Raw genomic sequence first — 25,104 nt, 5'->3', positions numbered from 1 at the left:
TCATTGTAAGATCGTTAGGAGAAATTACATTTGCCGCATGTTTAGCCGGTAATCTATGGCTTAGAAAACCAAAATAATTGAGGGATAATTATGATCTATACAGTAACGCTTAATCCTTCCATCGATTACATCGTGGAAGTTGAAGATTTGAGACTTGGTGGCTTGAACCGGATGAAACGTGATTTGAAGCTTCCTGGAGGTAAAGGGATCAACGTATCACGCGTGTTAAATCAGCTTGAGGTTCAGAATAAAGCTATAGGCTTCCTTGGTGGATTCACTGGACGATATATTGAGGAATGGTTGCGGAAAGAGTCGATTTCAAGTGATTTCGTATTTGTTTCTGATGATACCCGAATTAATATCAAGCTTAAGCATGGAGAGGAAACGGAGATTAATGGTGCAGGGCCCATCATCCGAGATACGGAGGCAGAGGCATTATTACAGAAGATGGCTGTTCTGAATACAGGCGATGTTGTGATATTGTCCGGAAGTGTTCCTCCTTCACTGGGTGCTGATTTCTATGACAAGTTGATATCTGTATGCAAGCAAAGAGGGGCCGAATTTGTCATTGATACTACAGGTTCAGCGCTGAAAAAGGCACTCCCTCATCAGCCGTTGCTCGTTAAGCCTAATCATCATGAGCTTGCAGAGCTATTCGGCGTTACGATACAGACTAAGGAAGAAATTATTACTTATGGTCGCAAGCTGCTCGAAGCTGGCGCGAAGCATGTGTTAGTTTCAATGGCTGGTGAAGGTGCCTTGTTCATTACGGAACAGGGGGTATACCACGCCAATGCTCCAAAAGGAGCAGTGAAGAATTCTGTAGGCGCAGGCGATTCTATGATCGCTGGATTCGTTGGCACATTTTCTTTGACTGGAGATTTAATGGAAGCTTTCCGTGCAGGTGTTGCCTCAGGTAGCGCAACAGCTTTCTCTGATGACCTGGCAGATAGAGAATTCATTGAGCAGCTGAGACCGCTGATCAACATCTCAGAAGTGTAAGCTAACAGCATTCAAAGTACTAAAGGGAGTTGGAAGATGTGAGAATTACGGATTTGATGATAAAAGATACAATGATTATGGATTTAAAAGCAACCACTAAAGAAGGTGCAATTGATGAATTGATTGCCAGTCTTGCCGCAAGTGGTCGTATCAATGATCCTGTTCTATTTAAAGAGATGATCCTGAAGCGTGAAGAGCAGTCCAGTACTGGGATTGGTGGCGGTATCGCAATGCCACATGCCAAGACTAAAGCGGTGAATGAAGCGACAGTTGTGTTTGCTAAGAGTGCGACGGGCGTCGAATTCGAATCACTTGATGATGAGCCGGCTCGGATCTTCTTTATGATTGCCGCCCCAGAAGGAGCGGGCAACATGCATCTTCGTACATTGGCCTCGCTGTCCAGACTGTTGATCGATAGTGAATTCATTGAACAGCTGATGAATACCCGAACTCCAGATGAGGTATCCGCCTTGTTCGATGCGAAGCAGGCGGAAGGAGAAGCCAAGGAGAAAGAGAGCGAAGCTGCTGAAGCTGTCAAGAAGTCAGATCCTGAAAAGCTAATCGTCGGCAACCCAGATTCCCAAGCATTCGTCGTAGCTGTTACTGCTTGTCCTACAGGAATTGCGCATACCTTTATGGCTGAAGATGCGCTCAAGAAGAAGGCTCTGGAAATGGGAGTTAATATCCGTGTAGAGACAAATGGTTCAGAAGGTGCCAAAAATGTCTTAACACCCGATGAAATTCGGCGTGCAAGTGGTGTAATTGTGGCAGCAGATAAACAAGTGGAAATGGCCCGTTTTGATGGTAAGCCAGTACTGCAAAGACCGGTTAGTGACGGTATTCGCAAATCGGAAGAGCTCATTCGCAAAGCAATGAACGGCGATGCACCGATTTACCATAATGAAGGTCGTAGTGGTAATGAAGGAGAGTCCAAAGAGAAATCCGGCAGTATCGGCAGTAAAATATACAAGGACTTGATGAACGGTATCTCTCACATGCTGCCGTTTGTAGTCGGTGGTGGTATTCTGCTGGCGATCTCCTTCCTGATTGAACAAGTCGGTGGAGAGAATCACCCTCTATTCCAGCTGCTGCAGACGATTGGTGGCGGTGATGGTGCCTTCCATTTCCTAATTCCGGTTCTTGCTGGGTTTATTGCGATTAGTATTGGTGACCGTCCAGCCCTGATGCCAGGTATGGTTGGCGGTTACATGGCCTTGAATTCCAACGCTGGATTCCTCGGCGGTCTGGCTGCAGGTTTCTTGGCTGGTTATGTTGTTATCGGTCTGCGCAAACTGTTTGCAGGTCTGCCAAAAACGCTCGACGGATTAAAGCCGATTCTGTTATATCCGGTATTTGGTCTATTGATAACCGGTGGATTGATGTATTACCTGTTCGATCCGATCTTTAGCTGGATGAACGTAGGACTCATTAATTGGCTTAACGATCTTGGAACCGTTAATGCAGTCATTCTGGGTCTCGTTCTCGGTGGAATGATGGCTATTGATATGGGAGGTCCTTTCAATAAAGCGGCCTACACTTTTGCCATCGGGGTATTCACTACCAGTGGAAATACTAACGGATTCATGATGGCGGCTGTAATGGCAGGCGGTATGGTTCCTCCACTTGCAATAGCGCTTGCTACTACTTTCTTTAAGAACAAATTTACAGAATCAGAACGTAAGTCAGGGTTAACAAACTATGTATTGGGCTTATCGTTCATTACAGAAGGGGCGATTCCATTCGCTGCTGCCGATCCACTGCGTGTCCTGACTTCTTGTATCCTAGGTTCAGCCGTAGCAGGTGGACTCACTCAGTTTTGGAATATCAACGTTCCAGCACCGCATGGTGGGATCTTTGTAGCCGCGCTTTCGAGTCATGCGTTGTTGTTCCTATTGGCCGTTCTGATCGGATCTGTTATTTCCGGATTAATGCTCGGATTATGGAAGAAACCTCTTGAGGCAAAGTAATAAAATAAATAATTTGAACTGCTGGGTGCCAGACGCTTCTTCTGGTGCTCGGCAGTTTTTTGAAATATAAGAATTTTTATGCTTACGCTAAAAACTATCCTTCTATTTTTCGCAGAAGCGATCCATCGTCCCTAAGAGGAAGCCGAAGGCGTTTCTTCAAACTTTGACCACGCATGCCCCTCTACCCTTGCGAGAATAATCTCCTTCATTGAGGTTTATTTTTGTATAATTGAAAATATATATAACAAGAGGGCAAAGGAGCGAGCGAGATGATACTGCACAAGGGGGAGGTCTTGTTCCGTCAAGGGGACAGCTGCGAATTCTTATATAAGGTGAAAAATGGGCTGTTCAAGGTAACAAGGCTTCATGAAAATGGGAACATGGTGTTATTCAACATCTTGTATCCTGGTGAGATGGTTCCCCATCATTCACTCATTTCGCCAAAGGAGGCGCATGGAACAGCGGTTGCGATGATGAAGAGCGAGGTGGAGGCAGTTCCTTCAGCGGAATGGTATCAACAGGTACGGGATGAGCCAGGTCGAGCGATGGAAATCGCCATCCTTCTTCAGGAGAAGGTACGGTTTATGCAGACTCGGCTAGATCACCTTACTGTTGGAACACCCGCAGAACGTATGGAGCTCTTAACCCGTTGGTTCAATGACTACTCTCATGGCGCAGCGCTAACAGAGCTTTTGACACAGGAAGAAATTGGACAATTAATCGGTGTGAGACGCGAAACAGTCAATCGTTTGTTGCGTACCGTGGAGTGATTCCTGCCTATTTTTATAGCGAAGTGTTTAGAGTGGGGGATCTCCGTGGTATAATGTATTCAGAACTTATTAAATTACAGAAAGGATCAGGATACCATGTGTCCCCGAAGGACGATTCCCCAAAGGACGATTTGGAAACGTTATGATCTGTCTTATACTTAGCTTCCCTGTAGAAGGTGCGTGAACCGTTGTTACTCGACGAACCGCCTCTGCGAGGGGAAGGAGTATATATATGCGAAGGAGCAATACCTCCGGTTTTACCCGTCGTAGAGGTTGGTGGGACGTTTAGCCGCCATATACGATAAGGGGAGACCTGTATGAGGAACCACAATTACGGAGTGAATGTACTGCTCCGGTTGACAGTCATTTTGTTTGGAACATTCTTGCTTGCATTTGCTTATTATCACATCAATTTTCAGAACCATTTGTCTGAGGGCGGATTCGTAGGATTATCGCTACTCGGCAAATATGTATTAGGAATTTCACCTTCAATTTCAACTCTGCTTCTAGACGTTCCAGTACTCTTGATTGCATGGATGTTCAAAGGGAAAGCGTTCGTGTGCAACACCTTTGTCTCTGTAGGAGCTTTTACAATCTTTTACGGACTCATGGAACGTTATTCCGGTTTGGTCATCAACTTGCAGAGCAACTTGGCATTAGCAGCTCTTTTGTCTGGCGTACTGACAGGTTTAGGCGCGGGAATTATTCTGCGAAGCGGCGGCGCAAGTGGTGGAGACGATATTTTGTCGCTGCTGATCAGTGAATGGAAGGGAATTAAAGTAGGTACAGTATTCATCATGTTGGACGTAGTCGTTCTGGCATTATCACTCTTTTATATGCCTGTTAGAGAAACGTTGTATACGGTGATGGCGGTAGTTGTAGCTGGTTATGTGATCACCTTTACAACCTCTTTAGGTAAACCAAAGTTAGTGAAGGCGCCAAAGATTCAGTCTACGCTGCGTAAGCCACATGATGGTACGGTAATATGAATAAGACTGTATAAACAGCTTATTTCGGGGATATACTATATTTAAGGTCAGCCAGAATTTCTGGTTGACTTTTTTTGTTTAGGAAATTATACAATACAAAAAAATGTGGATAACTCCGAAGAAAAAGGAAGGAGGGGTGAACGTGAAGAAGCAGGAGACATGAAATAAACGAGGAGTCATCCGTCAGATTCTAAAAACCGAGCGGACCTTATATCCTCCGAAATGCATGTTTTAGTCGAGCCTACGGACAAATGTATGCGAAAAACCGAATAAAAATGTGCCGCCAGTAACGTAAATGAGCCAATGTATGCGAAAAATCGAATACAATGTGCCGCCGGTAACGTAAACAAGCCAATGTATGCGAAAAATCGAATACAATGTGCCGCCGGTAACGTAAACGAGCCAAATGTATGCGAAAAACCGAATACAATGTGCCGCCGGTAACGTAAACGAGCCAAATGTATGCGAAAAACCGAATACAATGTGCCGCCGGTAACGTAAATGAGCCAGCGCTGTTATTCGCCCCAGATCACCCGGGAAGGGGCTTGTTATTAGGGAATAAGCGCAATACGGACCGTCCCTAATATATGTGCTCATTTCATCGAAATAAAGCCATTCGGTCCGTAAGCGGAACCTCACTACGAAAGTGTATATGGATACGAGTATGGAATTACGGATGTACTCAGCTTGTAACTCTACCTCAAGGACGACGTCAGGCGTTTTTCTTGTGTTTCTCTATAAAACAAGATGGCGCACAGTGATAATCCTGTACACCATCTTTATTTAGCCCACGGCATTCGTGATAGCTTCGCATTCGTCCGAGCAATGACCACTGTGCTGTGCTTCACAGTCCTCACAGCAAATATGCTGAAGGTGGCAAGCATCGTTGGCGCAGTTGATGAATTGGTCAGCTGGCTGACCGCAGTGATGGCAACGACCAACAATGATATCCTCGTCGGTATGATTAATCTGTACGGAGATCCGCTCATCGAAGACATAACATTTTCCATCAAACAGTTGGCCCTGTACCTCAGGGTCTTTACCATAAGTCACAATGCCGCCATCCAGCTGGTACACCTGCTGGAAGCCTTCCTTCATCATAAACCCGCTTAATTTCTCGCAGCGGATTCCGCCTGTACAGTAGGTTAGGATTGGTTTATCTTTTAGCTCGCTCATATTCTCGCGAATCCAGTCCGGGAATTCTTTGAAGCTGTCTACTTCAGGGCGGATGGAACCGCGGAAATGACCAAGATCGAATTCGTAGCCGGTACGACCATCCAGAATTACCACATCATCGCGCTGCATCATTTCATAGAAATCTTTAGGCGCCAGATGCTCTCCGGTGATCACGTTAGGGTCCAGTTCATCCTCGACCCGGAACGTCACGAGTTCTTTTTTATAACGAACGAAGATCTTTTTGAAGGCATGACCATCAGCCTCATCGATCTTGAAGACGATATCGCTAAACAGCGGATTTGCGCGCAAATCCTTCATGTATTGCTCGGTTTGGGCAATCGTACCGGACAGTGTCCCGTTAATGCCCTCATCTGAGATGAGAATTCGTCCCTTTACGTCAAGCTCTTTGCAGTAAGCCAAATGCTCCTGAGCGAATTGTTCTGCATCCGGCACTTTTACAAATTTATAGTATAGCAGAATTGCATATTCCGATTGTGGTTTCATTCTTTTCACCTTTATCATTAGAATTAGACTACTAAATAAACGTTTAAGTATAAAAAGTATTGTAACATATTATCAAGACTTGAAAAAGATACTCTTGAATCGGTAATGGTTAAAACTTGGATATTAGTAAGGAAAACAGCGCAATGAATATGTCTGAATCATCATACCTATCTATGGGGGAAGTCTGCGAAGTGTCGGCGCGAGTGGAGGAGACGATATTTTGCCGCTGCTGATCAGTGGATGTAGGAGTCAAAGTAGGTACTATATTCATCCTGTTGGATGTAGTCGTTTTGTCGGCTGGTATAAACTGCATTTTTCGGGGATACTACTATTAAGGTCAGCCAGAATTTTGGTTGACTTTTTTTGCTGGATATAGGCGAATAACATGGATAGTTATGATTGGCGAAACCGTTAATCACAACGCGCGTATTAATTTTCATTCGAAGAGTCACATGGTGACTTTAATAATAAGGAGGAACTGCGGGATGAGTGCTCACGAGATTGATTATGTCATTATGGGCGAGGAAATTCAGTGTGTGGAGGTGCAGCTTGACCCCGGAGAGAGTGTAATTGCCGAAGCTGGAAGCTTCATGATGATGGATCAGGAAATTACGATGGAGACGATCTTTGGTGATGGTAGTGGGGGGACGCGCGGAAGCGGACTGATGGGTAAGCTGATGGGTGCGGGCAAGCGTCTGTTGACAGGGGAAAGCTTGTTCATGACCGTATTCACACATAGCGGTTCTTATGGACGAAAAAGTGTCACCTTTGCTGCTCCATATCCAGGAAAAATCATCCCGCTCGATCTTCAGCAATACGCTGGAAAAGTGATCTGTCAAAAGGATTCATTCCTCTGTGCGGCGAAGGGCGTCTCGATCGGTATTGAATTTCAGCGCAAGCTGGGCACCGGATTTTTTGGTGGAGAAGGCTTTATTATGCAAAAGCTGGAGGGCGACGGTCTTGCATTCGTACACTCTGGCGGCTACGTTATGGAACGCACACTACAGCCGGGAGAGACGCTCAAGCTGGACACAGGTTGTCTTGTCGCTATGACGTCTTCCGTGGATTATAATATTGAGTTTGTAAAAGGTGTCAAAACCGCGCTATTCGGCGGAGAGGGCCTGTTCTTCGCCACACTGCGCGGACCCGGCAAGGTGTGGGTGCAGTCACTGCCGTTCAGCCGTATGGCTGACCGCATTCTGTCCGCAGCTGGTAACAGCGGACGCAAAGAAGAAGGCAGCGTACTTGGGGGACTCGGCAATCTGCTGGATGGCAGATAGATTAGGGCGAGTTTGATGGGTAGAACATTCGAGGCACAGAATGAGCGGTTTTAGCGAGTGGCTTATTAGGGGGAGACAAGGACAGAAATACCCTTCTTGTGCGTGTTGGCCCGAATAGCGCGAAAGAGGGGGAAAAATGCCCTAGATTTGCACGGATTGAGTGGATCCAGCCAAAAGAACGGTATAAATCCCGTAGAAATGGCCGGATCCATTTCTAATTGCTTCAGCAAGACATTAGTTACTTATGTTCGATGTGATATTACCATTCGACGTTTGAATTATCGACTCTGTGATGTCCACCGCTACTGTATTTGCAACTAACTATATAGTGAGACCCGTGAATGATTATGCTCATTCACGGGTCTTTTTTAGAGGTTGGGCTTGGGATAGTTTAATTCATAACCATCAAATACCTACCTCGCGTTAGGCATGACGATTTGCCTCACGTTACGCTTGGCGACCTGCCTAGCTTTACGCTGATGATCTATCATACAATCTCCCTAACAATTTGACTAACCCTGTCCACGATGTATATATTATTTGGCAAAGCCCTTATAAGAGGTTGTTCAAAAAGTCCGCTTTTGATCACGAAGTATTTCAAGAAGATTATTCGACATCGAATATTGAATTCAGGCGAAATTTCCGGTGCTCACGTAGCTTCCACTACGCTCCGCTCCTCAGTTTCTACCTTCATCCAATCTTCTCGGTGCTGAAAACCGTACTTTTTGAACACGTACTATAATGTTAAGGCTGTGACCGGAGGCATGATATGTTCAAAATATTTATTATAGAAGATGACCGTGGACTGGTGGCTCTGCTGCAGGATTATTTACATAAGTTTGGATATGAAACACAGGCTGTGAATGATTTCGAGCGTGTTCGCACTCAGTTTGAGACGTTCGCTCCGCACTTGGTTCTTTTAGATGTTAATTTGCCAAAATACGATGGGTATTACTGGTGCCGCCAGATTCGTGGGATTTCCACCTGCCCTATCCTTTTTATATCTGCCCGCGATGGCAAAATGGATCAGGTGATGGCGTTGGAGAACGGAGCCGACGATTATATTACGAAGCCCTTTGATTACGAAATTGCGATGGCCAAAATCAAAAGCCAGCTGCGACGCGCCTACGGTACCTATGCGGGAAGCAACAATGAGCGTACCCTAACCGTTGCCGGAATGGCACTGGATGTGGAGCGACTAGTCCTTACTCGAGGAGAAGCCAAGGTGGATTTAAGTCACACGGAAGCCAAGATACTAGATGAGCTGATGCAAAAGTCTGGAACTATCGTTACCCGCGACAGACTGCTCGAAAAAATCTGGGATGATCAAGCCTTTGTGGATGAGAATACGCTTAATGTCTATGTCACCCGTGTACGTAAAAAGCTTGCCTCTCTTGAGATTACGGACGGTCTACAAACCGTTCGAGGTCAAGGCTACCGCTTGATTCCGAATTGGGGGGATGAGGATTGAAGCTATTTTTAAGGGAGCAGATCCCTTTAATTGTTGTCTATCTAGCACAGCTCATCTTGATCACACTAGTATATCGGCTGGATGGGGGCAGTGGTGTGAGTGTTAGTCTGTACGCTGCTCTTCTCAGTACTTGTCTGCTGCTTGGCTACCTCGCTTATCGGTATATCAGCAATCGTACGTTCTATGAAAGACTGGAGACTGTACCCACCTCTCTAGATGAAGCTGGCGGTCCATTACAGGATTCTCCGCTTGCCGTGAGTTTACGAGGACTACTAGGGTCACAATTCCGCCTCTACAAAAATGATTTACACAGCTACCGCCACAAGCTGGAAGAACATATTCACTTTATTAATCAGTGGGTGCATGGGATGAAGACGCCATTGTCTGTCATCCATTTGATGATTCAAGATAAAGACGGACCGCCTTTTACGGCGATAGGTGATGAACTAGACCGTCTGAAAAAAGGACTGGACACTGTACTTTACACGGCTCGGTTAGATACTTTTGAGCATGATTTTTACGTGGAACGTTTGGATTTGGAAACCCTCGTACGTAGCGTGACCTCAGAGCAGAAGCGTCTGTTCATACGTAACCGTATATTTCCTACTATTAAAATTGATAAGCAAATCGTTGTAACCACAGATGAGAAATGGCTAAGTTTTGTGCTTACGCAGATAATTACGAATGCAATACGTTATACGACGGAAGTCGGCAAACATGTATATTTCCATGGGTACATACAAGAAGAAAAGAGAGCAGTACTGGAGATACGAGATGAAGGAGTTGGCATCCCAGCAGGTGATCTGCCGCGTGTGTTTGATCCTTATTTTACAGGTGTGAATGGACGAACCTTTCAAGAATCCACGGGGATGGGTCTATATCTTGTGAAACAGATCTGCGGAAAACTTGGTCACGAGGTGAGCATTTGCTCAGAAGAAGGTAAGGGCACGACCGTGCGGATAGTGTTTAGGGAGTCCAACCTTACAAAAATGTAAGGTCATTGTAAGTTAGAGAAATGGCAGCCTGTGTATACACTTTGTATAATGAAGGCAATCCAGTCGAAAGAAGGAGAGGTAACACTTGCCCATTCTAGATGTTCATAATTTATCAAAAATATATGAGGGTAAAGTGTCCACTCAGGCATTGAATCATATTCGTTTTTCTGTTGAAAAAGGGGAGTTTGTTGGCATTATGGGACCTTCGGGGAGTGGAAAAACAACACTGCTCAACACGATCGCCACCATCGACCAGCCGACCTCCGGTCAGATTCTGATCAACGGTCGAGATCCCAATCTGCTTAGCAGAAAAGAAAAGGCACTCTTTCGCCGCCATGAGCTTGGTTTCGTCTTTCAGCATTTCAATCTGCTGGATACGCTCACTGTAGAGGAGAACATTGTGCTGCCTCTCACGCTTGCTGGTGTCCGTGTTACGGAAATGGAGAGCAGATTGAAAGAAGTAGCAAGTATGCTGGACATTGAGCATTTGCTGCAAAAAAGGACATACGAGATTTCAGGTGGACAGATGCAGCGGACCGCCATCGCCCGGGCGATGATTCATCGTCCTTCATTGATTTTAGCAGATGAGCCTACAGGGAATCTGGATTCCAAAGCTTCAGGTGAAGTCATGAATATGCTGACAGAGGTGAATCAGGAAGAAGGGGCAACCGTGCTGATGGTCACACATGACGCAGTGGCTGCGAGCTTTTGTAACCGAGTCATCTTTATTAAAGACGGACGTTTCTATAGTGAAATGTACAGGGGGAGCAGCAGAGGCGCCTTCTTCCAAAGTATCATTGATATGTTGTCTCTGCTTGGGGGAACTAGCCATGACCTTTCGGCAATTCGCTTATAGGAATGTTACACGTAACAAGCGTAAATATGCGGCTTATTTTGTCGTCAGTGCTTTTTCAGTGATGATCTTTTTTGTGTGCGCATTGTTTATTTACCATCCGGATATTTCTAAGAGCTTGGTTTATAGTACAGCTGCTCATACAATGATGGCGGCAGAAGCCATTATTTATGTGTTTTGCTCCTTGTTCGTTCTTGTATCGGTCGGATCATTCCTGCAGTCACGTAAGATGGAGTTTGGGATTTTATTGATGCATGGAATGACGAAGCGACAGCTGAACATGATGGTATTTTTGGAAAATATGATGATCGGCACCTCTGCCATCCTGACAGGTACTTTACTAGGGTTAATTCTGGGCAAGTTGTTTTTGATGATCGGATCTACTTTTCTAGGGATACCTCTTTTAACGTTTCATCTTCCATGGCAGGCGCTTGTACTAACGATATGTAGCTTTGCGCTGTTATTTATTCTAATCTCGCTAAGCACGTTCTTCTTTATTGGGAATGAATCACTGATGCGGCTGTTTCAGGGAGAACGAAAAGCAGAAGAGGAACCTAAAGTTTCCTTGGTGTTATCTATACTGTCTGCTTTATTGCTGTTAACGGGCTATTTTATGGCGGCTACAGCACAAGCGGCTTCGGTTGAAAAGGTGATGTTCCCGGTCGTTATAATTACGGTTGCGGGTACCTATCTCTTTTATACTCAGCTCAGTATTTACACTGTTAAACTACTTAAGGCGATCCGGCGCCTGTATTGGAACCACACGAATATCATTACTTTATCGGGCTTGTCTTACCGCTGGAAAGAGAATGCCCGAATGTTTTTTATGGTGACGATTGTATCCGCAGTCTCTTTTACTTCAGTGGGAGTATTCGCATCGATCCATACGCTTTCCAGAGAGTTGAAATTGGACTATCCCGCAGCAGTTGGTTATGTAGCCAAAGGCAATCAATTGCAGGATCCTTTTGATCAGCATTTGGACGAAATTAAGGAAGAGCTTACAACGCTCGGTTTACCCTATGAGACACTTAGTATTCCGATTAAATACGCAGAGGTGGAATCTCAGACCGGGCCAGATCGCACGTTAAGGCTTCCCTTGATTGCTTACAGTGATTATAAGCTTGCTCTGCTTCGTGCAGGGTTTACGACGGATGAGCAGCCTCTAAGTGGAGATGAAGGACTGGTGATGATCGGTTCGCAACGAGACCGGAGTCTGCAAGCGGGTAGAGTAAAGCCGGTATATACCTTGAAGCAAGGTCTTTCCATTCGAGAAATGGGTTATACCCAGCATGTTCCGATTGCCGAATATCTATTGCCGGAGCTGGATGGAAGGGATGGGGGAGATTTCAGTGGTGTTGTGATTAGCGATGAGCTTTACAAGGCTATTCATCCCGTACAGACCGATTTGTATACAGGATTTTACATGGATGACTTCCCGCGAACAGTAGGTATAGCGGCGGATCTTGCTCATAAAGGGAAACGGTCCTATGAAAGTAACTCGCCATACGCGATTGTTGTTAGCGGCACGCTGTTTGAAATACAGAGAACATTGTACAACACGATGCTATTCGCTTCTTTACTGGTGGGTACTGTCTTTTTCATTGCAGCAGGCAGCTTCCTTTACTTCCGGCTCTATACAGATCTAGATCATGATCGTCATCAATATTCTACATTGTCCAAAATGGGACTTACAGATCAAGAGCTAAACCGAATTGTAACGATACAATTGTCGTTGTTGTTTTTTGTTCCGGTTGGGGTAGCCATTTTGCATAGTGTGTTTGCCTTTATTGCGCTTCAGCGGTTGTTTTACTTATCTATTGCTGTGGAGACCGGGGCGGTGTTATTGGGATATTTGGCTGTCCAGGGACTTTACTTCTTTTTTATTCGCAGCCGTTATTTACGCAACTTGAAGAAGAACTTGATCTGAATAATGGGGGTTACGAAATGCAAGCATGGATTACAGATTTTATGGAGCAGTTTGGTTACTTTGGTATTTTCCTGATGCTCGCTTTTGAAAATATATTTCCACCGATTCCTTCCGAAGTGATCCTTCCTTTTGGCGGATTCATGACAACCACAACGAATTTGACCATTCCTGGTGTAATTATTGCTGCTACGCTTGGCTCACTGCTGGGTGCAGTGATTCTCTATTATATCGGTCGTTTGTTGGATGTAAATCGCTTGGAAAAGATCGTTGAACGCTGGGGCGGCCTACTCCGGATTAGCAAAAAGGACATCCACAAGGCTGACGCTTGGTTTGACAAATATGGCTATTGGACCGTACTATTTTGTCGGATGGTTCCACTAGTGCGTAGTTTGATTTCGATCCCTGCAGGGATGTCGGGCATGAAATTTGGAGTGTTTATGATCTTCACAACGATTGGTACGCTGGGATGGAATCTATTGCTGGTGCTTATTGGTGCGGCATTGGGTGAGTCCTGGGAAGACATCGCCATGTATATGGATATGTACTCCAACGTAGTGTACGTGCTTCTTGCAGGTGGAGTAGTGATCCTTGGGTATTTGTTCTTCCGCAAGCGCAGCCGGAAAATGAACACCGAAGGTTGAGCCGAGAAGGACTTATAGATAAAAGTTATGATTAAAAGGAGGAGAACAAATGGAGCTATTAACGATTATTAAAGCTATTATTTTGGGAATTGTTGAAGGATTGACTGAATTTGCTCCGGTATCCTCCACAGGTCATATGATTATTGTTGATGATATGTGGTTAAAATCGACAGAGTTATTTGGGCAATATACGGCCAATACGTTCAAAGTGGTTATACAGCTGGGGTCAATATTAGCAGTTGTAGTTATTTTTAGAAATCGGTTCATTGAATTGCTGGGCTTAAAGCGTTTCAGCCGCAAGCAGTTGGATCCTGTAACCGAGCAACAACCACAGCTTGAAAAAGGCGGCCACCTGAAGCTTACACAGGTGCTTGTAGGTTTAGTGCCAGCAGGCGTGCTGGGGGTTCTGTTTAATGATTATATTGACGAGCATTTATTCTCTACATCCACCGTGTTAATCGGTCTAGTAGTCGGTGCTGTATTAATGATTATTGCGGATCTATTCGGACCAAAGAAGATTCAAACGGAGAGTGTCGATCAGATTACATATAAGCAGGCGCTAGGTGTTGGTCTGGTCCAGTGCTTCTCCTTGTGGCCGGGATTTTCTCGTTCCGGGTCGACGATTTCTGGTGGTGTTCTTCTGGGTATGAGTCATCGCGCTGCTGCTGATTTCACGTTTATTATGGCTGTTCCAATCATGGCAGGCGCCAGTTTACTCTCACTGATGAAGAACTGGCAATATTTCACCATCGATGCCCTGCCGTTCTTCATTGCAGGTTTTATCAGTGCCTTTGTATTTGCACTATTATCGATGCGTTTCTTCTTGAAATTGATCAACCGGATTAAGCTTTTACCATTTGCTATATATCGCATAGTACTTGCTGCAGTAGTATATTTCGTGTTTTTCTAAATCCGTTATAAGGAATCGATATAACAAAAGCCCCCGTAATCTATTGCAGATGACGGGGGCTTTCACGTATGATGACATCAGATTTAAGACACTCACTTTATCCTTATAATTCTCGCATAAACGCTTACCGTCCTTAAAAGGACGCTGAAGGCGTTTTAGCAATTAAATTATAAGAAAGTAAAAGTTTCACGAAATACTTTCTTATAATTCTCGCATAAACGCTTACCGTCCTTAAAAGGACGCCAAAGGCGTTTTAGCTTGACAATATCGGAGACAGGTGCTTGCCGGAAATTAGTAATTCGGTAGGCTTAATAGGGAAATTCGGTTTGAAGCCGATGCGGTCCCGCCACTGTAACGGAAGAGTCCATAGCAACATATGTCACTGGCAATTTACTACTGCTGGGAAGACTGCTAAGGATGTTGACACCGCTAGCCAGGAGACCTGCCTGTTTCAACAGCACTGCTACACCTACGGAGGATAGGAAGGTGTTAGACGTTAACCATAGGTATATTATGGGCGTCTTTCCCTTTGACTTTTTTAGGGAAGGGCGCTCTTTTTTATAGGAATGCAAGTGATATCGAGTCCAAAATAAGAAGATGGAGAAGGGGAGCTGCAAAGTGACGAACAAAGTAAAAGTAAGCAATCTTGGCTATCCAAGAATCGGGAAAAACCGCGAGTGGAAGAAAACGTTGGAAGCCTTCTGGGCGGGAAAAATAAATGAGGAAGAGTTCCGTTCTGAAATGACAGGAATTCAGCTTCAGCATTTGAAGACTCAGCAGGAGGCAGGAATTGATTTAATTCCGGTAAATGATTTTACGTTCTACGATCATGTGCTAGATACAGCTGTAATGTTCGGGATCGTACCTCCACGTTATGCGTATGATGGTGGCGACATTGGGCTTGATCTTTATTTTGCGATGGCTAGAGGAAATGCTGAGGCTACCGCTTGCGAGATGACTAAATGGTTCAATACGAACTATCATTACATCGTTCCAGAGATCGGTGCACAAACGCCGCGTCTGACCGAGAATAAACCACTGGCAGCTTATCGTTTTGCCAAGTCCCAAGCGGGAATTGAGGGTAAACCTGTGGTTTTAGGCCTTTATACATTCCTTAAGTTGTCAAAAGGTTTTGCATCTGCGGATATTGCGAAGATTGCTGCTCGGTTTCTTCCGGTTTACGTTCAGCTGTTGCAGGAACTGAAGCAAGAAGGAGTAAGCTGGGTACAAATTGATGAACCAGCGATTGTTACAGGAATTAATGAATCAGAATTATCCTTACTTCACTCGATTTACACAGAAATTGCTGAATCCGTGCCTGGATTAAATATTATTCTGCAGACTTACTTTGAAGCTGCTGAACCGCTGGAGGCACTGTTCAAGCTTCCGGTACAAGGTTTAGGTCTTGATTTTGTCCATGATGGCGGGACGAACCTGGCATCGATTGAACGTCTTGGCTGGCCTGAGGATAAGTGGCTGGGAGCGGGTATTATTGACGGACGCAACATCTGGCGCTCAGATCTGGATGCTAAGCTGCAGCTAATCGAGAAGCTGAGTGTACATGTATCACTTGATCGTCTTATTATACAGCCTTCTTGCAGTTTGCTGCATGTTCCGGTTACTGTTCAGGGTGAGGTGAAGCTGAAGGCCACCGTCAAGGCTGCTTTAGCTTTTGCTGATGAGAAGCTTAGAGAGCTTGGCCTGCTTGCTGCAGCCTTAGAGGGTACAGCAGAAGCTGCTGCTGCGTTGACGGCCAGTCGTGAAGCCCTTACTGCCTTCCGTGCACTTCCTGAACGCGGTCGTAAGGATGTGGCCGAGCAAGTTCTCGGACTTACAGATTTACCAGACCAACGTAGCCTACCTTTTGCTGAGCGCCTGAAGGTGCAGCAGGAGAAGTGGCAGCTGCCACTTCTGCCAACGACAACAAACGGAAGCTTTCCACAGACCGTAGAAGTGCGCCAGGCAAGGTTGAAATGGCGTAAAGGCGTATGGAATCAAGAGCGTTACGACGGGTTCGTTCGTGAGCAGATTGCAGATGCAATCACTTTCCAAGAAAAGCTGGGTCTGGATGTACTCGTGCACGGTGAGTTCGAAAGAACCGATATGGTGGAGTTTTTCGGGGAGAAGTTGGATGGTTACTTATTTACTAGTAATGGCTGGGTTCAATCCTACGGATCACGCTGCGTTAAGCCCCCAGTTATTTATGCGGATATAGCTTTTATCCAGCCTATGACTGTAAAAGAAAGCGTCTATGCTCAGTCGTTAACTTCCCTTCCTGTTAAAGGTATGTTGACTGGTCCTGTTACGATTCTCAATTGGTCTTTCGTACGTGATGATCTTAGTCGGGAAGCAGTAGCGAATCAAATTGCCTTAGCGCTCCGTCATGAAGTTAAAGCTTTGGAGGATGCAGGCATAGAGATGATTCAAGTAGATGAACCGGCTATCCGTGAAGGACTTCCTTTGAAGGCGGAAGATCATGAGGCATACTTGAATTGGGCGGTGAAATCGTTCCGTATCGCGACGAATCATGTGAAGGCTACGACACAAATTCATACCCACATGTGCTATAGCGAATTTAATGACATAATAGACTCCATTTCAGCGATGGATGCGGATGTTATCTCTATTGAGACTTCACGTAGCCATGGGGAACTGATCGTTAGCTTTGAGGAGCAGGAGTATGATAAAGGAATTGGTCTTGGTGTATATGATATCCATAGTCCACGGGTTCCTGCAGTAGAAGAGATGACAGCTAATATTGATCGTGCGCTGCGGGTGCTTGATCCTGAACAGTTCTGGATTAATCCGGATTGCGGTCTTAAGACACGTGGCTGGCAGGAGACAGAAGATGCACTTCGTAACATGGTAAAGGCTGCCGCTATTGCAAGAGAAAATGCAGGAGTTAGTGCTTCCAAATAACATAAGAGGTATACAATAAATCATAGCCGGGGAATTTCTCCCTGGCTTTTTATTTCAGCCACTTGATAATAATTCTCATTCTTGATAGAATGAGAAAAGAAAAGAAGGAACCGTGGAGGGTCCCTTCAAATCATCACCTTATTTGCTTTCGAAAGTCTTGCAATCTGTTTCTTCTGCACGTGTAGGTTCTTGGGAGCTGTGGAAAGCTACAAAGATAGAATCAGCACTGCATTTGTTCTCTTCTGCCCAGTGGGTGCAGGAGTTAACTTCGCAAATTACGTCTTTTGCCATGAGGGTTCACCTCCCCTTTTGTAATAGACAGCATTATTAAAAAACTTCTCTGTTCAACAAGGTGGAGCTTGTCCGAACAGAACCGTGTTCTGCCCTCATTCATTATGAATAGAGGGTTTTTGGTATTTTTTTACGTGGTTAGACGTGGTAATTGTACCAAATAAAGTGCGTGTAAGCAAATGGGTTATTCGAATGGATATGTTGTCCCATATGTCACTAGAAGTGGTTTGACTAGAAGAATCTCTCAGCCTGTATACAACAGTGCTTCTGTATAATAGCTTAAACTAAAAGAGTTGCAGAAATGCGACTCTTTTTTTTATTTTGAGAACATAATTCATAAGAAACTGTACACAATTCCATTTTTCAGTGCAACCTTCCAAGTTTTGGAACGTCTTAGTAAAGAGTTACGGAAGAGATCTGCTTAGAACAAGACATTCCGTAACGATATTATGATCCATGCAAGCGGTATCTATTACATTTTTGGAGGAATGAGAATGCGTAAATGGGGTCTGCATTACTTATGTTTATTAATTCTTGCGGTAGTCTTGGCGGGTTGTGGCTCAGCGGATAGGAATTCAGCGGCAGATAGTTCGGCAAAAGAAAATGGTAGTACGAGTAACGACGCAGCAGTAGAGGTACAGTCGCAGAACTCGATGGCCTCAACAGCGAATCAAAGCACTTCGGCAGCTCCTGAGGCAGAAGCAACTGGCAGCGAGAACTTGGCTGTAAAGGGCTCCACATCAGAAAATACAGTTCAAGCAAGTGCAGGATTTACTGGTAGCGATGTAGTAGCGGGCTTGAACAAGAAGCTGATCTATAAAGCGAATCTTAACATGGAAGTAGAAGACTATGGAAAAGCACAGACTGAAATACGTAATTTAGTAACCATGGCCAATGGATATATTATTGAGTTTAATGAAAATATGTCACAGTACGAGCAAGGTGGGACGTTTATCCTTAAGGTACCTGCCTCCGGATTCTCACCTTTTCTGAATAAATTAGAACAAGTAAAACACGAATCTCTACAGCGCAGCATTCAAGGTCAGGATGTCTCTGAAGAGTACGTTGATCTGGAGTCACGTTTGAAGGCAAAGCAGCTAATGGAAGCACAATATACAGAGTTTATGAAAAAAGCAACGAAATCCACTGATCTGGTCGCCTTCGCGAACGAGCTTGGTTCGATTCAAGAGAGCATTGAACAGATTAAAGGTAGAATGCGTTATATCAATCAGAATGTATCCTTTTCTACAGTAGAATTGAGAGTGTATCAGACGGATGAAAGCATTGCTGTCAAAGAGAAGAAGGAGCAAGGGCCGTTACTGGAACGTGCTTCAGATGCTTTAAATGGAAGCTTAAATGCACTATCTGTGATGTTTCAGTGGATTGTCGTTATCCTTGCAGGAGCGTTACCGATACTTATCGGGGCTGCCATTATTTTAGCTATTGTATTAGTTTCCCGTAAAAATATTCGTGAGCGTCGGGAGCAGCAGACCGAGAGAATTCGTCAGCGAAATAAGGAGCTGAACAGAGAGCAAGCCATCCCTGCGGCAACAGAGCCTAAGGAGGCAGTTTCAGAGGATAATTCGAAGGCTAATAAGGACTCAGAGGACTCAAAGAAAGATTAGCGCTACAAGCATAAGAATAATGTATAACGTGAAACTTATACTTTCTTATATTTTAAGAGAAAAAAACGGTTGTCATCCTAAAAGGACGACAACCGTTTTTTTTATGTGCTGAGGATTGATGTTTAGGCAGGCTGGAAGAGTACGCGATACTCCCCGTATCCTTCCTTCTCCAAATCCTCTTTCGGTACAAATCGTAGCGCCGCCGAATTTATGCAGTAGCGTAAACCGTTTTCTCCGGGACCATCGTCAAAGACATGGCCTAGATGGGAATCCGCTACTTTGCTGCGCACTTCAGTGCGGACCATCAAATGACTGAGATCCGTCTTTTCTTTCACAGCGTAGTCCCGGATGGGACGAGTAAAGCTTGGCCAGCCGCAACCGGAATCGTATTTATCCTGCGAGCTGAATAACGGTTCGCCAGATACGATGTCTACATAAATACCATCTCCATGGTGATCCCAAAAATCATTTCGGAAAGGAGATTCTGTTGCACTGTTCTGAGTGACTTCATATTGAAGAGGGGTTAAACGTTCTTTCAAACTTTGTTTGTCCTCTTTATGTGTCCAGTGGGTTTCGATAAAATCCTCTCGGCCAGAACCTTTACGATAACGTTTGTAGTGGCCTGGATTCTTATGATGGTAGCCTTGATGATATTCTTCGGCAGGATAGAAGGTGGTTGCCGGGAGAATCGGGGTTACAATCGGACTAGAGAATCGACCGCTTGCTTGCAGAGCTGCCTTGGAAGCTTCTGCTTGTTCTTTTTGTTCCTCCGAATGGGTAAAGATTGCTGTTCCGTAAGAAGTCCCGCGATCATGGAATTGTCCACCTGCGTCGGTAGGGTCAATTTGCTGCCAGAACAGCTCAAGTAACTTGCTATAAGGGAAAATATCTGGGTTGAACGTAATTTGTACAGCTTCAACATGTCCTGTCGTTTCAGAACAAACCTCTTCATAGGTTGGGTTCACTGTATGACCGCCGGTATAGCCAGAGACGACACTAATGATACCTGGCAATTCTTCGAACGGCGAGACCATGCACCAGAAGCATCCACCTGCAAAGGTTGCTTTTTCCGTCTTGGTATTTATATGGTTAGTCTGATGTTCACTCATTGATATCCCTCCATTCACATAATGCAATTAAATAGATCACAATTTAATTATAAAGCAAATACTAACTGCCTGCCAGTTAGTAACCGATAAGTTCTTTCGCTATCGGCTGTTCTTCGCTTCTTGAGAGCGCGGACGCAAGCTCAGTCCAGCGATAATTAGCACAGCGGCATAGGCGATGATGGCAATAACCGCACTTACAGGGTCCTGAAACAGATGATCCCCAAGGAAAGCGTATAATGCAATCCCCGGTATTTTTCCTATGCCGGAAGCTACAATATAGCTCCAAAAGGGCAGACCAGCAGCTCCAGCGTAGATGTTAACCGCTGTTTGGGGAATGATTGGCATGAGTCGTGCTAGGACAATCGAAGCGAAAGGTCGCCGCTCAATGCCTACTGTGAACTTTTCGAGTGCGGGAATGGAGGCTAAATAAGCTCTCGCTTGGCTTTGAAACAAGTACTTCACAACGCCAAAAAGGATTGCGGCAGCCAAATTTGTAGCTAGCCAGCAAATCAAGGCACCCGCTAAACTTCCGTATGCATAACCGAAGAATCCGATGACAGCTTTATAAGGAACAACTGGAAACAGGGCCAGTAAAGTTGCAATCCCTATAGAACTGAAAAGATTATGATCCTCTTTCATCCAGCTTAGGATGTCATATCTGTAGATAAACGCAAGGATTGTACCCGAAACATAAAGAACAATCGAGAACAATTTCTTCATAGATAATATGCCCCTTCTTCCACTCATTCATCTCATCATACGGGATATGAAGTAAATATTGAAGCAAAGATCAATTGTCAGAGAATGAGAAGCAGGTATAATAGCATTTGTAGAGAACAAAGAGAAAAGAACGATATATTGAAGTGTTAAGAGGGGGATGGATCAGTGATTGTACCTGAACGTAAAAGAGTCGCCATAATAGGAATCGGCAATATAGCCCGCAAAGTATATTTACCACTGCTCTCTCAGCATGATTATGCCGAGGTAGTTGGTGTTCTTAGTCATTCACCGACAACGGTAGAGCAGGCCGTTCATACCTACCGTTTTCCTAAAGGGACGACTAATCTGGAAGAGCTGTTATCTTGGGATCTGGATGCAGTATTTGTACATAGCCCAACAACTACTCATTATGATATAGTAACAAAATGTCTCGAACGTGGGATTTCGGTATATGTAGATAAACCACTTTCCTATGATCTAGAAGAGTCCAGAAGGATGGCAGAGCTAGCACAAGATAAGGGGCTTTTGCTAGGAGTGGGCTTTAATCGCCGTTTTGCCCCAATGTATGTCACCGCCAAGCAATGGCTTGAAGAAGTTGGCGGAATTAGCCATTGCAGTGCGATTAAACATCGAACGAAGCTACAGACAAGCACCAGCCGCGAAACCGTGCATGATGATCTTATCCATATGCTTGATTTGCTGTTGTGGTTGTGTGGAGATCAGTATGAACTGCTTCGTAGTCATCTTCACTCTAGTGGTGAAGGTCGTCTGCTGCAGGCATCTGGAATGCTAGGCTGGAAAGATAGTGCAGTTGGGATGTACAGTATGGTTCGTGAAGCTGGTGTGGATTTGGAGAAGCTTGAGCTGCACGGAAATGGCAGATCGGTGGAAGTAGTGGATCTAGAAAAAGCCATTCTTTTTGAAAAAGATACCTTACCGCATATTCAAGGCTTTGGAAGCTGGGATACTGTACTCGATAGAAGAGGTTTTAGTGGAGTGGTGAATAATTTTCTTAGCAACATAAATACACCGGAGCTATGCAGCATTGCTGCTTCAGCGGTACTGCCTAGTCATATGCTGGCGGCACAGCTTGCTGAATGAGGTCTCTGAGAAAGGAGAAGAATATATGGAGGATAACCGTAAATTAGTGGAGGAACAGATCATCGAAAGCTATAAGCGCGAAGAAGAGATGATGATTCTTGTATTCGCTCAGTGGTGTGTAAATAATGGACTCGATCCACATGCTTTATACTTGCAGGCTTATCCGCAGCAGGAAGGGAATGAAGCCTTGCGTCAGGCACTTGCCCTCACGGTTTCCGCGGAGGAAGCGGGGGACATTTCTGATGACACCGTTTTGGGTGTACTTTCGCTTTTTGGAAATGATGACTTGGCACAAATCGTAACTGAAGCGATTGCTCTAAGGGGATCTAAAGGACCAATGGGGGATTGACATTGGGGATATAATAATAGAGTCAGATGAACTTTTTTCGGTAAACGATGTTCATCATGGTTAAAATGTGTTAATATTATATATACTAACTAATAGTAAGTTTCGCTAGTGAGAGGTGAGAACAATGGAAGAACATCAATTTGCGATGTGTCCCAGATTTGAAACAGCCTTCTCTTTCTTAGGCAAACGTTGGAATGGACTTATTATTCAGACATTGATGAGTGGACCGAAGCGTTTTAAAGATATCTCCGGCCTCATTCCTTCAATGAGCGATAAGATGCTGTCCGAGCGGATGAAGGATTTGGAAGGTGAGGGTATCCTGGTTAGGCATGTATACCCAGAAACACCCGTACGTATTGAGTACGAATTAACAGACAAAGGCCGTGCATTGCAGCCTGTTATGCAGCAGATTCAGTCTTGGGCTGAGAGCTGGGTAGACTAAAATTCACAGTGATGTTGTGGCCCTTTTTCCGGAATGGTGGAAAAGGGGCTTTTCAATTTCTAAATATTAGACAGTGACAGTATTGTTCCAATCCTTTATGCTTGAAAAAAACTTGCACAGTTTAAAAATAATTGTAATATAATAGAAAAACATTGTATGATCCTTGAATGGAAACGCTCGCGTATTGGTTTTTGCTCAAATCTACTCAGCTGGAGTACAGGCATAGCAAAACTATTAGGAGGCGAGGGAGATGAAGACGAAGACGACCCTGTTTTCCCGGGAAATAACGTATGGAAAAAAGGATGTTGCTGAGCTAGAGAATGCTTCTATTAAAGTACAGCTCATCTATGACAAGACGTTGTTCATGCTGCATAGCTATCTTCCTGATTCCTTATGGGATGCGTGGATTGGCGTGCCTTACAGCATTATCTCTTCACTCTACAAAGGAAACAATGATAGTGGGACTATTTTTCAAAAATGGATTCAAAGTCCGACCGGCTGGAAGTGTATTGGTTGTGAACGGCACTGTCTGGAGTCCACGGAACCTCCACAAGATGTAAATGCGGCGAATCATGGGCGACAATATAAGTTTCATAACGGCATTCGCCAGAGTATGGTGCTTCAAGCCTTAATTTGGTCCATGTACGAGAATACCGTATTATTCAAACCCTTTTTAGGCGACGAGCCTTTTTTTGACGATGATGATTTGCATACGATATCCTCTTATTTCGTTCCAACTTATCTTAATGAGTTCCACCTTATTGAGCGGTCTAAGCCATGTAAAGAATACAAAGATCAGAATATACGAGTCTTTCAGGAATGGATTTCCGCACCTGATCTTGTCCTTAAATGGAATGGTGGCTTGACGGAAGGCAGATGGATGACCGGTGTTTATATGGATCACTCCCGTTTTGCCGGATTGGGACCTTATTTGAAGGATTCAAAGGGACAGCGGACGTATATGCAGGCTTATGTGCAATAAAGTGAGTTGAAAAAGCACCTTTGTAGGAAAAGGTGCTTTTTTGCGTTTACTTTGCATGTACATCCATCTCCAATTTCGTTCAAAAATAAGATACAATTTCCGTGCGTACAATCACAAGTCAAAGTTCCTTTCAGGGTTAAGGTGAAGAAGTGGATAAGATTTATTCAGAACCTAATCCCATAACCCAAGGAGGAGCTATAATGGAAACTAAACAACTTAATGATAGTATTTCGGATTCGAAGCAAGCACAATCGGTACAGGCTGGGTTTACCCCAGATGCACTAGTGAGGGATATTGTATTACAGTTCCCTAAAGCGGCAGATTATTTCAAAGCAAAACGGATTGATTTCTGTTGCGGTGGAGCTAAACCTCTTGCTGAAGCAGCTGCTGAGCGTGGTCTGGATCAAGAGATAATTATCAGTGATCTTAACAAGATGTTCGAAGAGTATCCAGTACCCGAAGAGGAGATCGCTTGGAATACCGCACCTTCAGATGAGTTAATTGACCACATCATAAACAAACATCACCGCTATCTTCGTGAAGAGCTACCTCTCATTAGCCAAAATGTAACTAAGGTGTATCGAGTGCATGGTGGGGATTCTCCCCATTTGGTGGAGTTACATTCCTTGTTCAACACACTTAAGGAAGAATTGCTTACGCATACGGCTAAAGAAGAAGAAGATGAGTTTCCTAAGCTGTTGATATATGATGCTAATCCTAGTGAAGAAGGTCTGTCATCGCTCCGCGAGTCATTATCTGAGCTGGAGAGTGAGCATGATGGTGCGGGCGACATTTTGAGAAAAATGCGTAGTATTACAGATGACTTCACTCCACCAGCGCATGCTTGCACAACCTATCGATTGACATATGCCCGGCTGGAAGAGCTGGAGAGTATGACTTTTGAACATGTACATTTGGAGAATAATATATTGTTCCCTAGGTATCAGTGAAGACGAATATTGTTCTAAAGAGTCCCTTAGGGGCTTTTTTTATAGGGAATTATAGAATGTACAGAAAAGCGGATAACTCCGTTGAAAAAGGTAGAAGAAATGATCGTGAAAAATATGGGTAAGATCGATTG

22 protein-coding genes and 1 riboswitch are annotated in these 25,104 nt (G+C 44.5%); of the genes, 18 read left to right on the top strand and 4 right to left on the bottom strand.

From position 1 onward, the window contains the following. The first annotated feature begins 90 nt into the window (after positions 1-90). The 4 genes from pfkB (at position 91) to NYE25_RS12745 (ending at position 4,728) form a co-directional block, all read left to right on the top strand. A complete protein-coding gene (gene pfkB / locus NYE25_RS12760; RefSeq protein ID WP_149646710.1) occupies positions 91-1,002 on the top strand; it encodes a 1-phosphofructokinase in 912 nt (303 codons plus the stop codon). Between the two features lie 38 nt (positions 1,003-1,040). After that, positions 1,041-2,969: a PTS fructose transporter subunit IIABC gene (locus NYE25_RS12755; RefSeq protein ID WP_341146042.1), complete on the top strand. Its 1,929-nt coding sequence runs from the start codon at positions 1,041-1,043 to the stop codon at positions 2,967-2,969. Positions 2,970-3,238: 269 nt separating this feature from the next. Further along, positions 3,239-3,739 carry a Crp/Fnr family transcriptional regulator gene (locus NYE25_RS12750; protein WP_042190595.1) on the top strand — a complete coding sequence of 167 codons (501 nt, stop codon included), beginning with the start codon at positions 3,239-3,241 and terminating at the stop codon, positions 3,737-3,739. A gap of 317 nt (positions 3,740-4,056) precedes the next feature. After that, positions 4,057-4,728, top strand: a complete 672-nt coding sequence (locus NYE25_RS12745; RefSeq protein ID WP_341146041.1) for a YitT family protein — start codon at positions 4,057-4,059, stop codon at positions 4,726-4,728. Positions 4,729-5,511: 783 nt separating this feature from the next. Here the strand turns inward: NYE25_RS12745 and trhO are convergent. Next, complete coding sequence (gene trhO, locus NYE25_RS12740) at positions 5,512-6,408, bottom strand: oxygen-dependent tRNA uridine(34) hydroxylase TrhO (RefSeq protein WP_076300830.1); 897 nt, start codon at positions 6,406-6,408, stop codon at positions 5,512-5,514. Between the two features lie 485 nt (positions 6,409-6,893). On the opposite strand from trhO, the gene NYE25_RS12735 reads away from it, so the two are divergent. From NYE25_RS12735 to metE, 8 genes are all read left to right on the top strand, one after another. Beyond that, a complete protein-coding gene (locus NYE25_RS12735; RefSeq protein ID WP_042190589.1) occupies positions 6,894-7,688 on the top strand; it encodes a TIGR00266 family protein in 795 nt (264 codons plus the stop codon). Positions 7,689-8,457: 769 nt separating this feature from the next. Beyond that, positions 8,458-9,159 (top strand): response regulator transcription factor, encoded by a 702-nt coding sequence (locus NYE25_RS12730; protein ID WP_341052505.1) that lies wholly within the window; start codon positions 8,458-8,460, stop codon positions 9,157-9,159. Further along, positions 9,156-10,154: a sensor histidine kinase gene (locus tag NYE25_RS12725; protein ID WP_341146040.1), complete on the top strand. Its 999-nt coding sequence runs from the start codon at positions 9,156-9,158 to the stop codon at positions 10,152-10,154. The genes NYE25_RS12730 and NYE25_RS12725 overlap by 4 nt, the downstream gene beginning before the upstream one ends. A gap of 85 nt (positions 10,155-10,239) precedes the next feature. Continuing rightward, complete coding sequence (locus NYE25_RS12720) at positions 10,240-11,010, top strand: ABC transporter ATP-binding protein (RefSeq protein ID WP_076300832.1); 771 nt, start codon at positions 10,240-10,242, stop codon at positions 11,008-11,010. Further along, positions 10,985-12,934 (top strand): ABC transporter permease, encoded by a 1,950-nt coding sequence (locus NYE25_RS12715; RefSeq protein WP_341052509.1) that lies wholly within the window; start codon positions 10,985-10,987, stop codon positions 12,932-12,934. Before NYE25_RS12720 ends, NYE25_RS12715 begins: the two co-directional genes overlap by 26 nt. 17 nt (positions 12,935-12,951) lie before the next feature. Next, entirely contained in the window at positions 12,952-13,575 is a 624-nt protein-coding gene (locus NYE25_RS12710) for a DedA family protein (protein ID WP_042190577.1), read from the top strand. 49 nt (positions 13,576-13,624) lie between these two features. Then, positions 13,625-14,485 carry an undecaprenyl-diphosphate phosphatase gene (locus tag NYE25_RS12705; RefSeq protein ID WP_042190575.1) on the top strand — a complete coding sequence of 287 codons (861 nt, stop codon included), beginning with the start codon at positions 13,625-13,627 and terminating at the stop codon, positions 14,483-14,485. Between the two features lie 258 nt (positions 14,486-14,743). Then, positions 14,744-14,949, top strand: a riboswitch (cobalamin riboswitch). A 154-nt stretch (positions 14,950-15,103) separates the two neighbouring features. Then, entirely contained in the window at positions 15,104-17,404 is a 2,301-nt protein-coding gene (gene metE, locus NYE25_RS12700) for a 5-methyltetrahydropteroyltriglutamate--homocysteine S-methyltransferase (RefSeq protein WP_341146039.1), read from the top strand. Positions 17,405-17,542: 138 nt separating this feature from the next. Here the strand turns inward: metE and NYE25_RS12695 are convergent, their stop codons facing one another. Then, on the bottom strand, positions 17,543-17,695 hold the full coding sequence (locus tag NYE25_RS12695; RefSeq protein WP_076120659.1) for a DUF1540 domain-containing protein: 153 nt from the start codon (positions 17,693-17,695) through the stop codon (positions 17,543-17,545). 494 nt (positions 17,696-18,189) lie between these two features. Here NYE25_RS12695 and NYE25_RS12690 point away from each other — a divergent pair, with 494 nt between their 5' ends. Then, positions 18,190-19,320, top strand: coding sequence for a DUF4349 domain-containing protein (locus tag NYE25_RS12690; protein WP_341146038.1), 1,131 nt, complete (start codon positions 18,190-18,192; stop codon positions 19,318-19,320). Between the two features lie 122 nt (positions 19,321-19,442). Here NYE25_RS12690 and msrA read toward each other — a convergent pair whose 3' ends face one another. Then, positions 19,443-20,429, bottom strand: a complete 987-nt coding sequence (msrA, locus tag NYE25_RS12685; RefSeq protein ID WP_341146037.1) for a peptide-methionine (S)-S-oxide reductase MsrA — start codon at positions 20,427-20,429, stop codon at positions 19,443-19,445. Between the two features lie 99 nt (positions 20,430-20,528). After that, on the bottom strand, positions 20,529-21,149 hold the full coding sequence (locus NYE25_RS12680; RefSeq protein ID WP_341146036.1) for a TVP38/TMEM64 family protein: 621 nt from the start codon (positions 21,147-21,149) through the stop codon (positions 20,529-20,531). Positions 21,150-21,314: 165 nt separating this feature from the next. Here NYE25_RS12680 and NYE25_RS12675 point away from each other — a divergent pair, with 165 nt between their 5' ends. From NYE25_RS12675 to ric, 5 genes are all read left to right on the top strand, one after another. After that, a complete protein-coding gene (locus NYE25_RS12675) occupies positions 21,315-22,250 on the top strand; it encodes a Gfo/Idh/MocA family protein (protein ID WP_076284446.1) in 936 nt (311 codons plus the stop codon). Between the two features lie 25 nt (positions 22,251-22,275). Further along, the gene (locus NYE25_RS12670; protein WP_042190561.1) at positions 22,276-22,599 is read left to right on the top strand and encodes a hypothetical protein; all 324 of its coding nucleotides are present in this window, start codon (positions 22,276-22,278) and stop codon (positions 22,597-22,599) included. Positions 22,600-22,723: 124 nt separating this feature from the next. Then, positions 22,724-23,041, top strand: a complete 318-nt coding sequence (locus tag NYE25_RS12665) for a winged helix-turn-helix transcriptional regulator (RefSeq protein ID WP_042129916.1) — start codon at positions 22,724-22,726, stop codon at positions 23,039-23,041. A 250-nt stretch (positions 23,042-23,291) separates the two neighbouring features. Beyond that, a complete protein-coding gene (locus NYE25_RS12660; protein WP_341146035.1) occupies positions 23,292-24,023 on the top strand; it encodes a hypothetical protein in 732 nt (243 codons plus the stop codon). Positions 24,024-24,223: 200 nt separating this feature from the next. After that, positions 24,224-24,973 (top strand): iron-sulfur cluster repair di-iron protein, encoded by a 750-nt coding sequence (gene ric / locus NYE25_RS12655; protein WP_076300836.1) that lies wholly within the window; start codon positions 24,224-24,226, stop codon positions 24,971-24,973. Positions 24,974-25,104: the final 131 nt, after the last annotated feature.

Origin of the sequence: Paenibacillus sp. FSL E2-8871 (genome assembly GCF_038000345.1) — a bacterium.
In the GTDB taxonomy this organism is placed as follows: domain Bacteria; phylum Bacillota; class Bacilli; order Paenibacillales; family Paenibacillaceae; genus Paenibacillus_AQ.
The sequence above is the reverse complement of the archived record's forward strand: the minus strand, read 5'-3'. Positions and strand labels throughout refer to the sequence as shown.

Excerpts from the sequence above, each read along its gene's own strand:
- NYE25_RS12750 (WP_042190595.1), top strand. The coding sequence starts at position 3,239 with ATGATACTGCACAAGGGGGAGGTCTTGTTCCGTCAAGGGGACAGCTGC.
- ric (WP_076300836.1), top strand. The coding sequence starts at position 24,224 with ATGGAAACTAAACAACTTAATGATAGTATTTCGGATTCGAAGCAAGCA.
- NYE25_RS12715 (WP_341052509.1), top strand. The coding sequence starts at position 10,985 with ATGACCTTTCGGCAATTCGCTTATAGGAATGTTACACGTAACAAGCGT.
- trhO (WP_076300830.1), bottom strand. The coding sequence starts at position 6,408 with ATGAAACCACAATCGGAATATGCAATTCTGCTATACTATAAATTTGTA.
- NYE25_RS12730 (WP_341052505.1), top strand. The coding sequence starts at position 8,458 with ATGTTCAAAATATTTATTATAGAAGATGACCGTGGACTGGTGGCTCTG.
- NYE25_RS12690 (WP_341146038.1), top strand. The coding sequence starts at position 18,190 with ATGCGTAAATGGGGTCTGCATTACTTATGTTTATTAATTCTTGCGGTA.
- NYE25_RS12670 (WP_042190561.1), top strand. The coding sequence starts at position 22,276 with ATGGAGGATAACCGTAAATTAGTGGAGGAACAGATCATCGAAAGCTAT.
- NYE25_RS12660 (WP_341146035.1), top strand. The coding sequence starts at position 23,292 with ATGAAGACGAAGACGACCCTGTTTTCCCGGGAAATAACGTATGGAAAA.
- msrA (WP_341146037.1), bottom strand. The coding sequence starts at position 20,429 with ATGAGTGAACATCAGACTAACCATATAAATACCAAGACGGAAAAAGCA.
- NYE25_RS12735 (WP_042190589.1), top strand. The coding sequence starts at position 6,894 with ATGAGTGCTCACGAGATTGATTATGTCATTATGGGCGAGGAAATTCAG.
- NYE25_RS12665 (WP_042129916.1), top strand. The coding sequence starts at position 22,724 with ATGGAAGAACATCAATTTGCGATGTGTCCCAGATTTGAAACAGCCTTC.
- NYE25_RS12745 (WP_341146041.1), top strand. The coding sequence starts at position 4,057 with ATGAGGAACCACAATTACGGAGTGAATGTACTGCTCCGGTTGACAGTC.
- NYE25_RS12695 (WP_076120659.1), bottom strand. The coding sequence starts at position 17,695 with ATGGCAAAAGACGTAATTTGCGAAGTTAACTCCTGCACCCACTGGGCA.
- pfkB (WP_149646710.1), top strand. The coding sequence starts at position 91 with ATGATCTATACAGTAACGCTTAATCCTTCCATCGATTACATCGTGGAA.
- NYE25_RS12680 (WP_341146036.1), bottom strand. The coding sequence starts at position 21,149 with ATGAAGAAATTGTTCTCGATTGTTCTTTATGTTTCGGGTACAATCCTT.
- NYE25_RS12705 (WP_042190575.1), top strand. The coding sequence starts at position 13,625 with ATGGAGCTATTAACGATTATTAAAGCTATTATTTTGGGAATTGTTGAA.
- NYE25_RS12710 (WP_042190577.1), top strand. The coding sequence starts at position 12,952 with ATGCAAGCATGGATTACAGATTTTATGGAGCAGTTTGGTTACTTTGGT.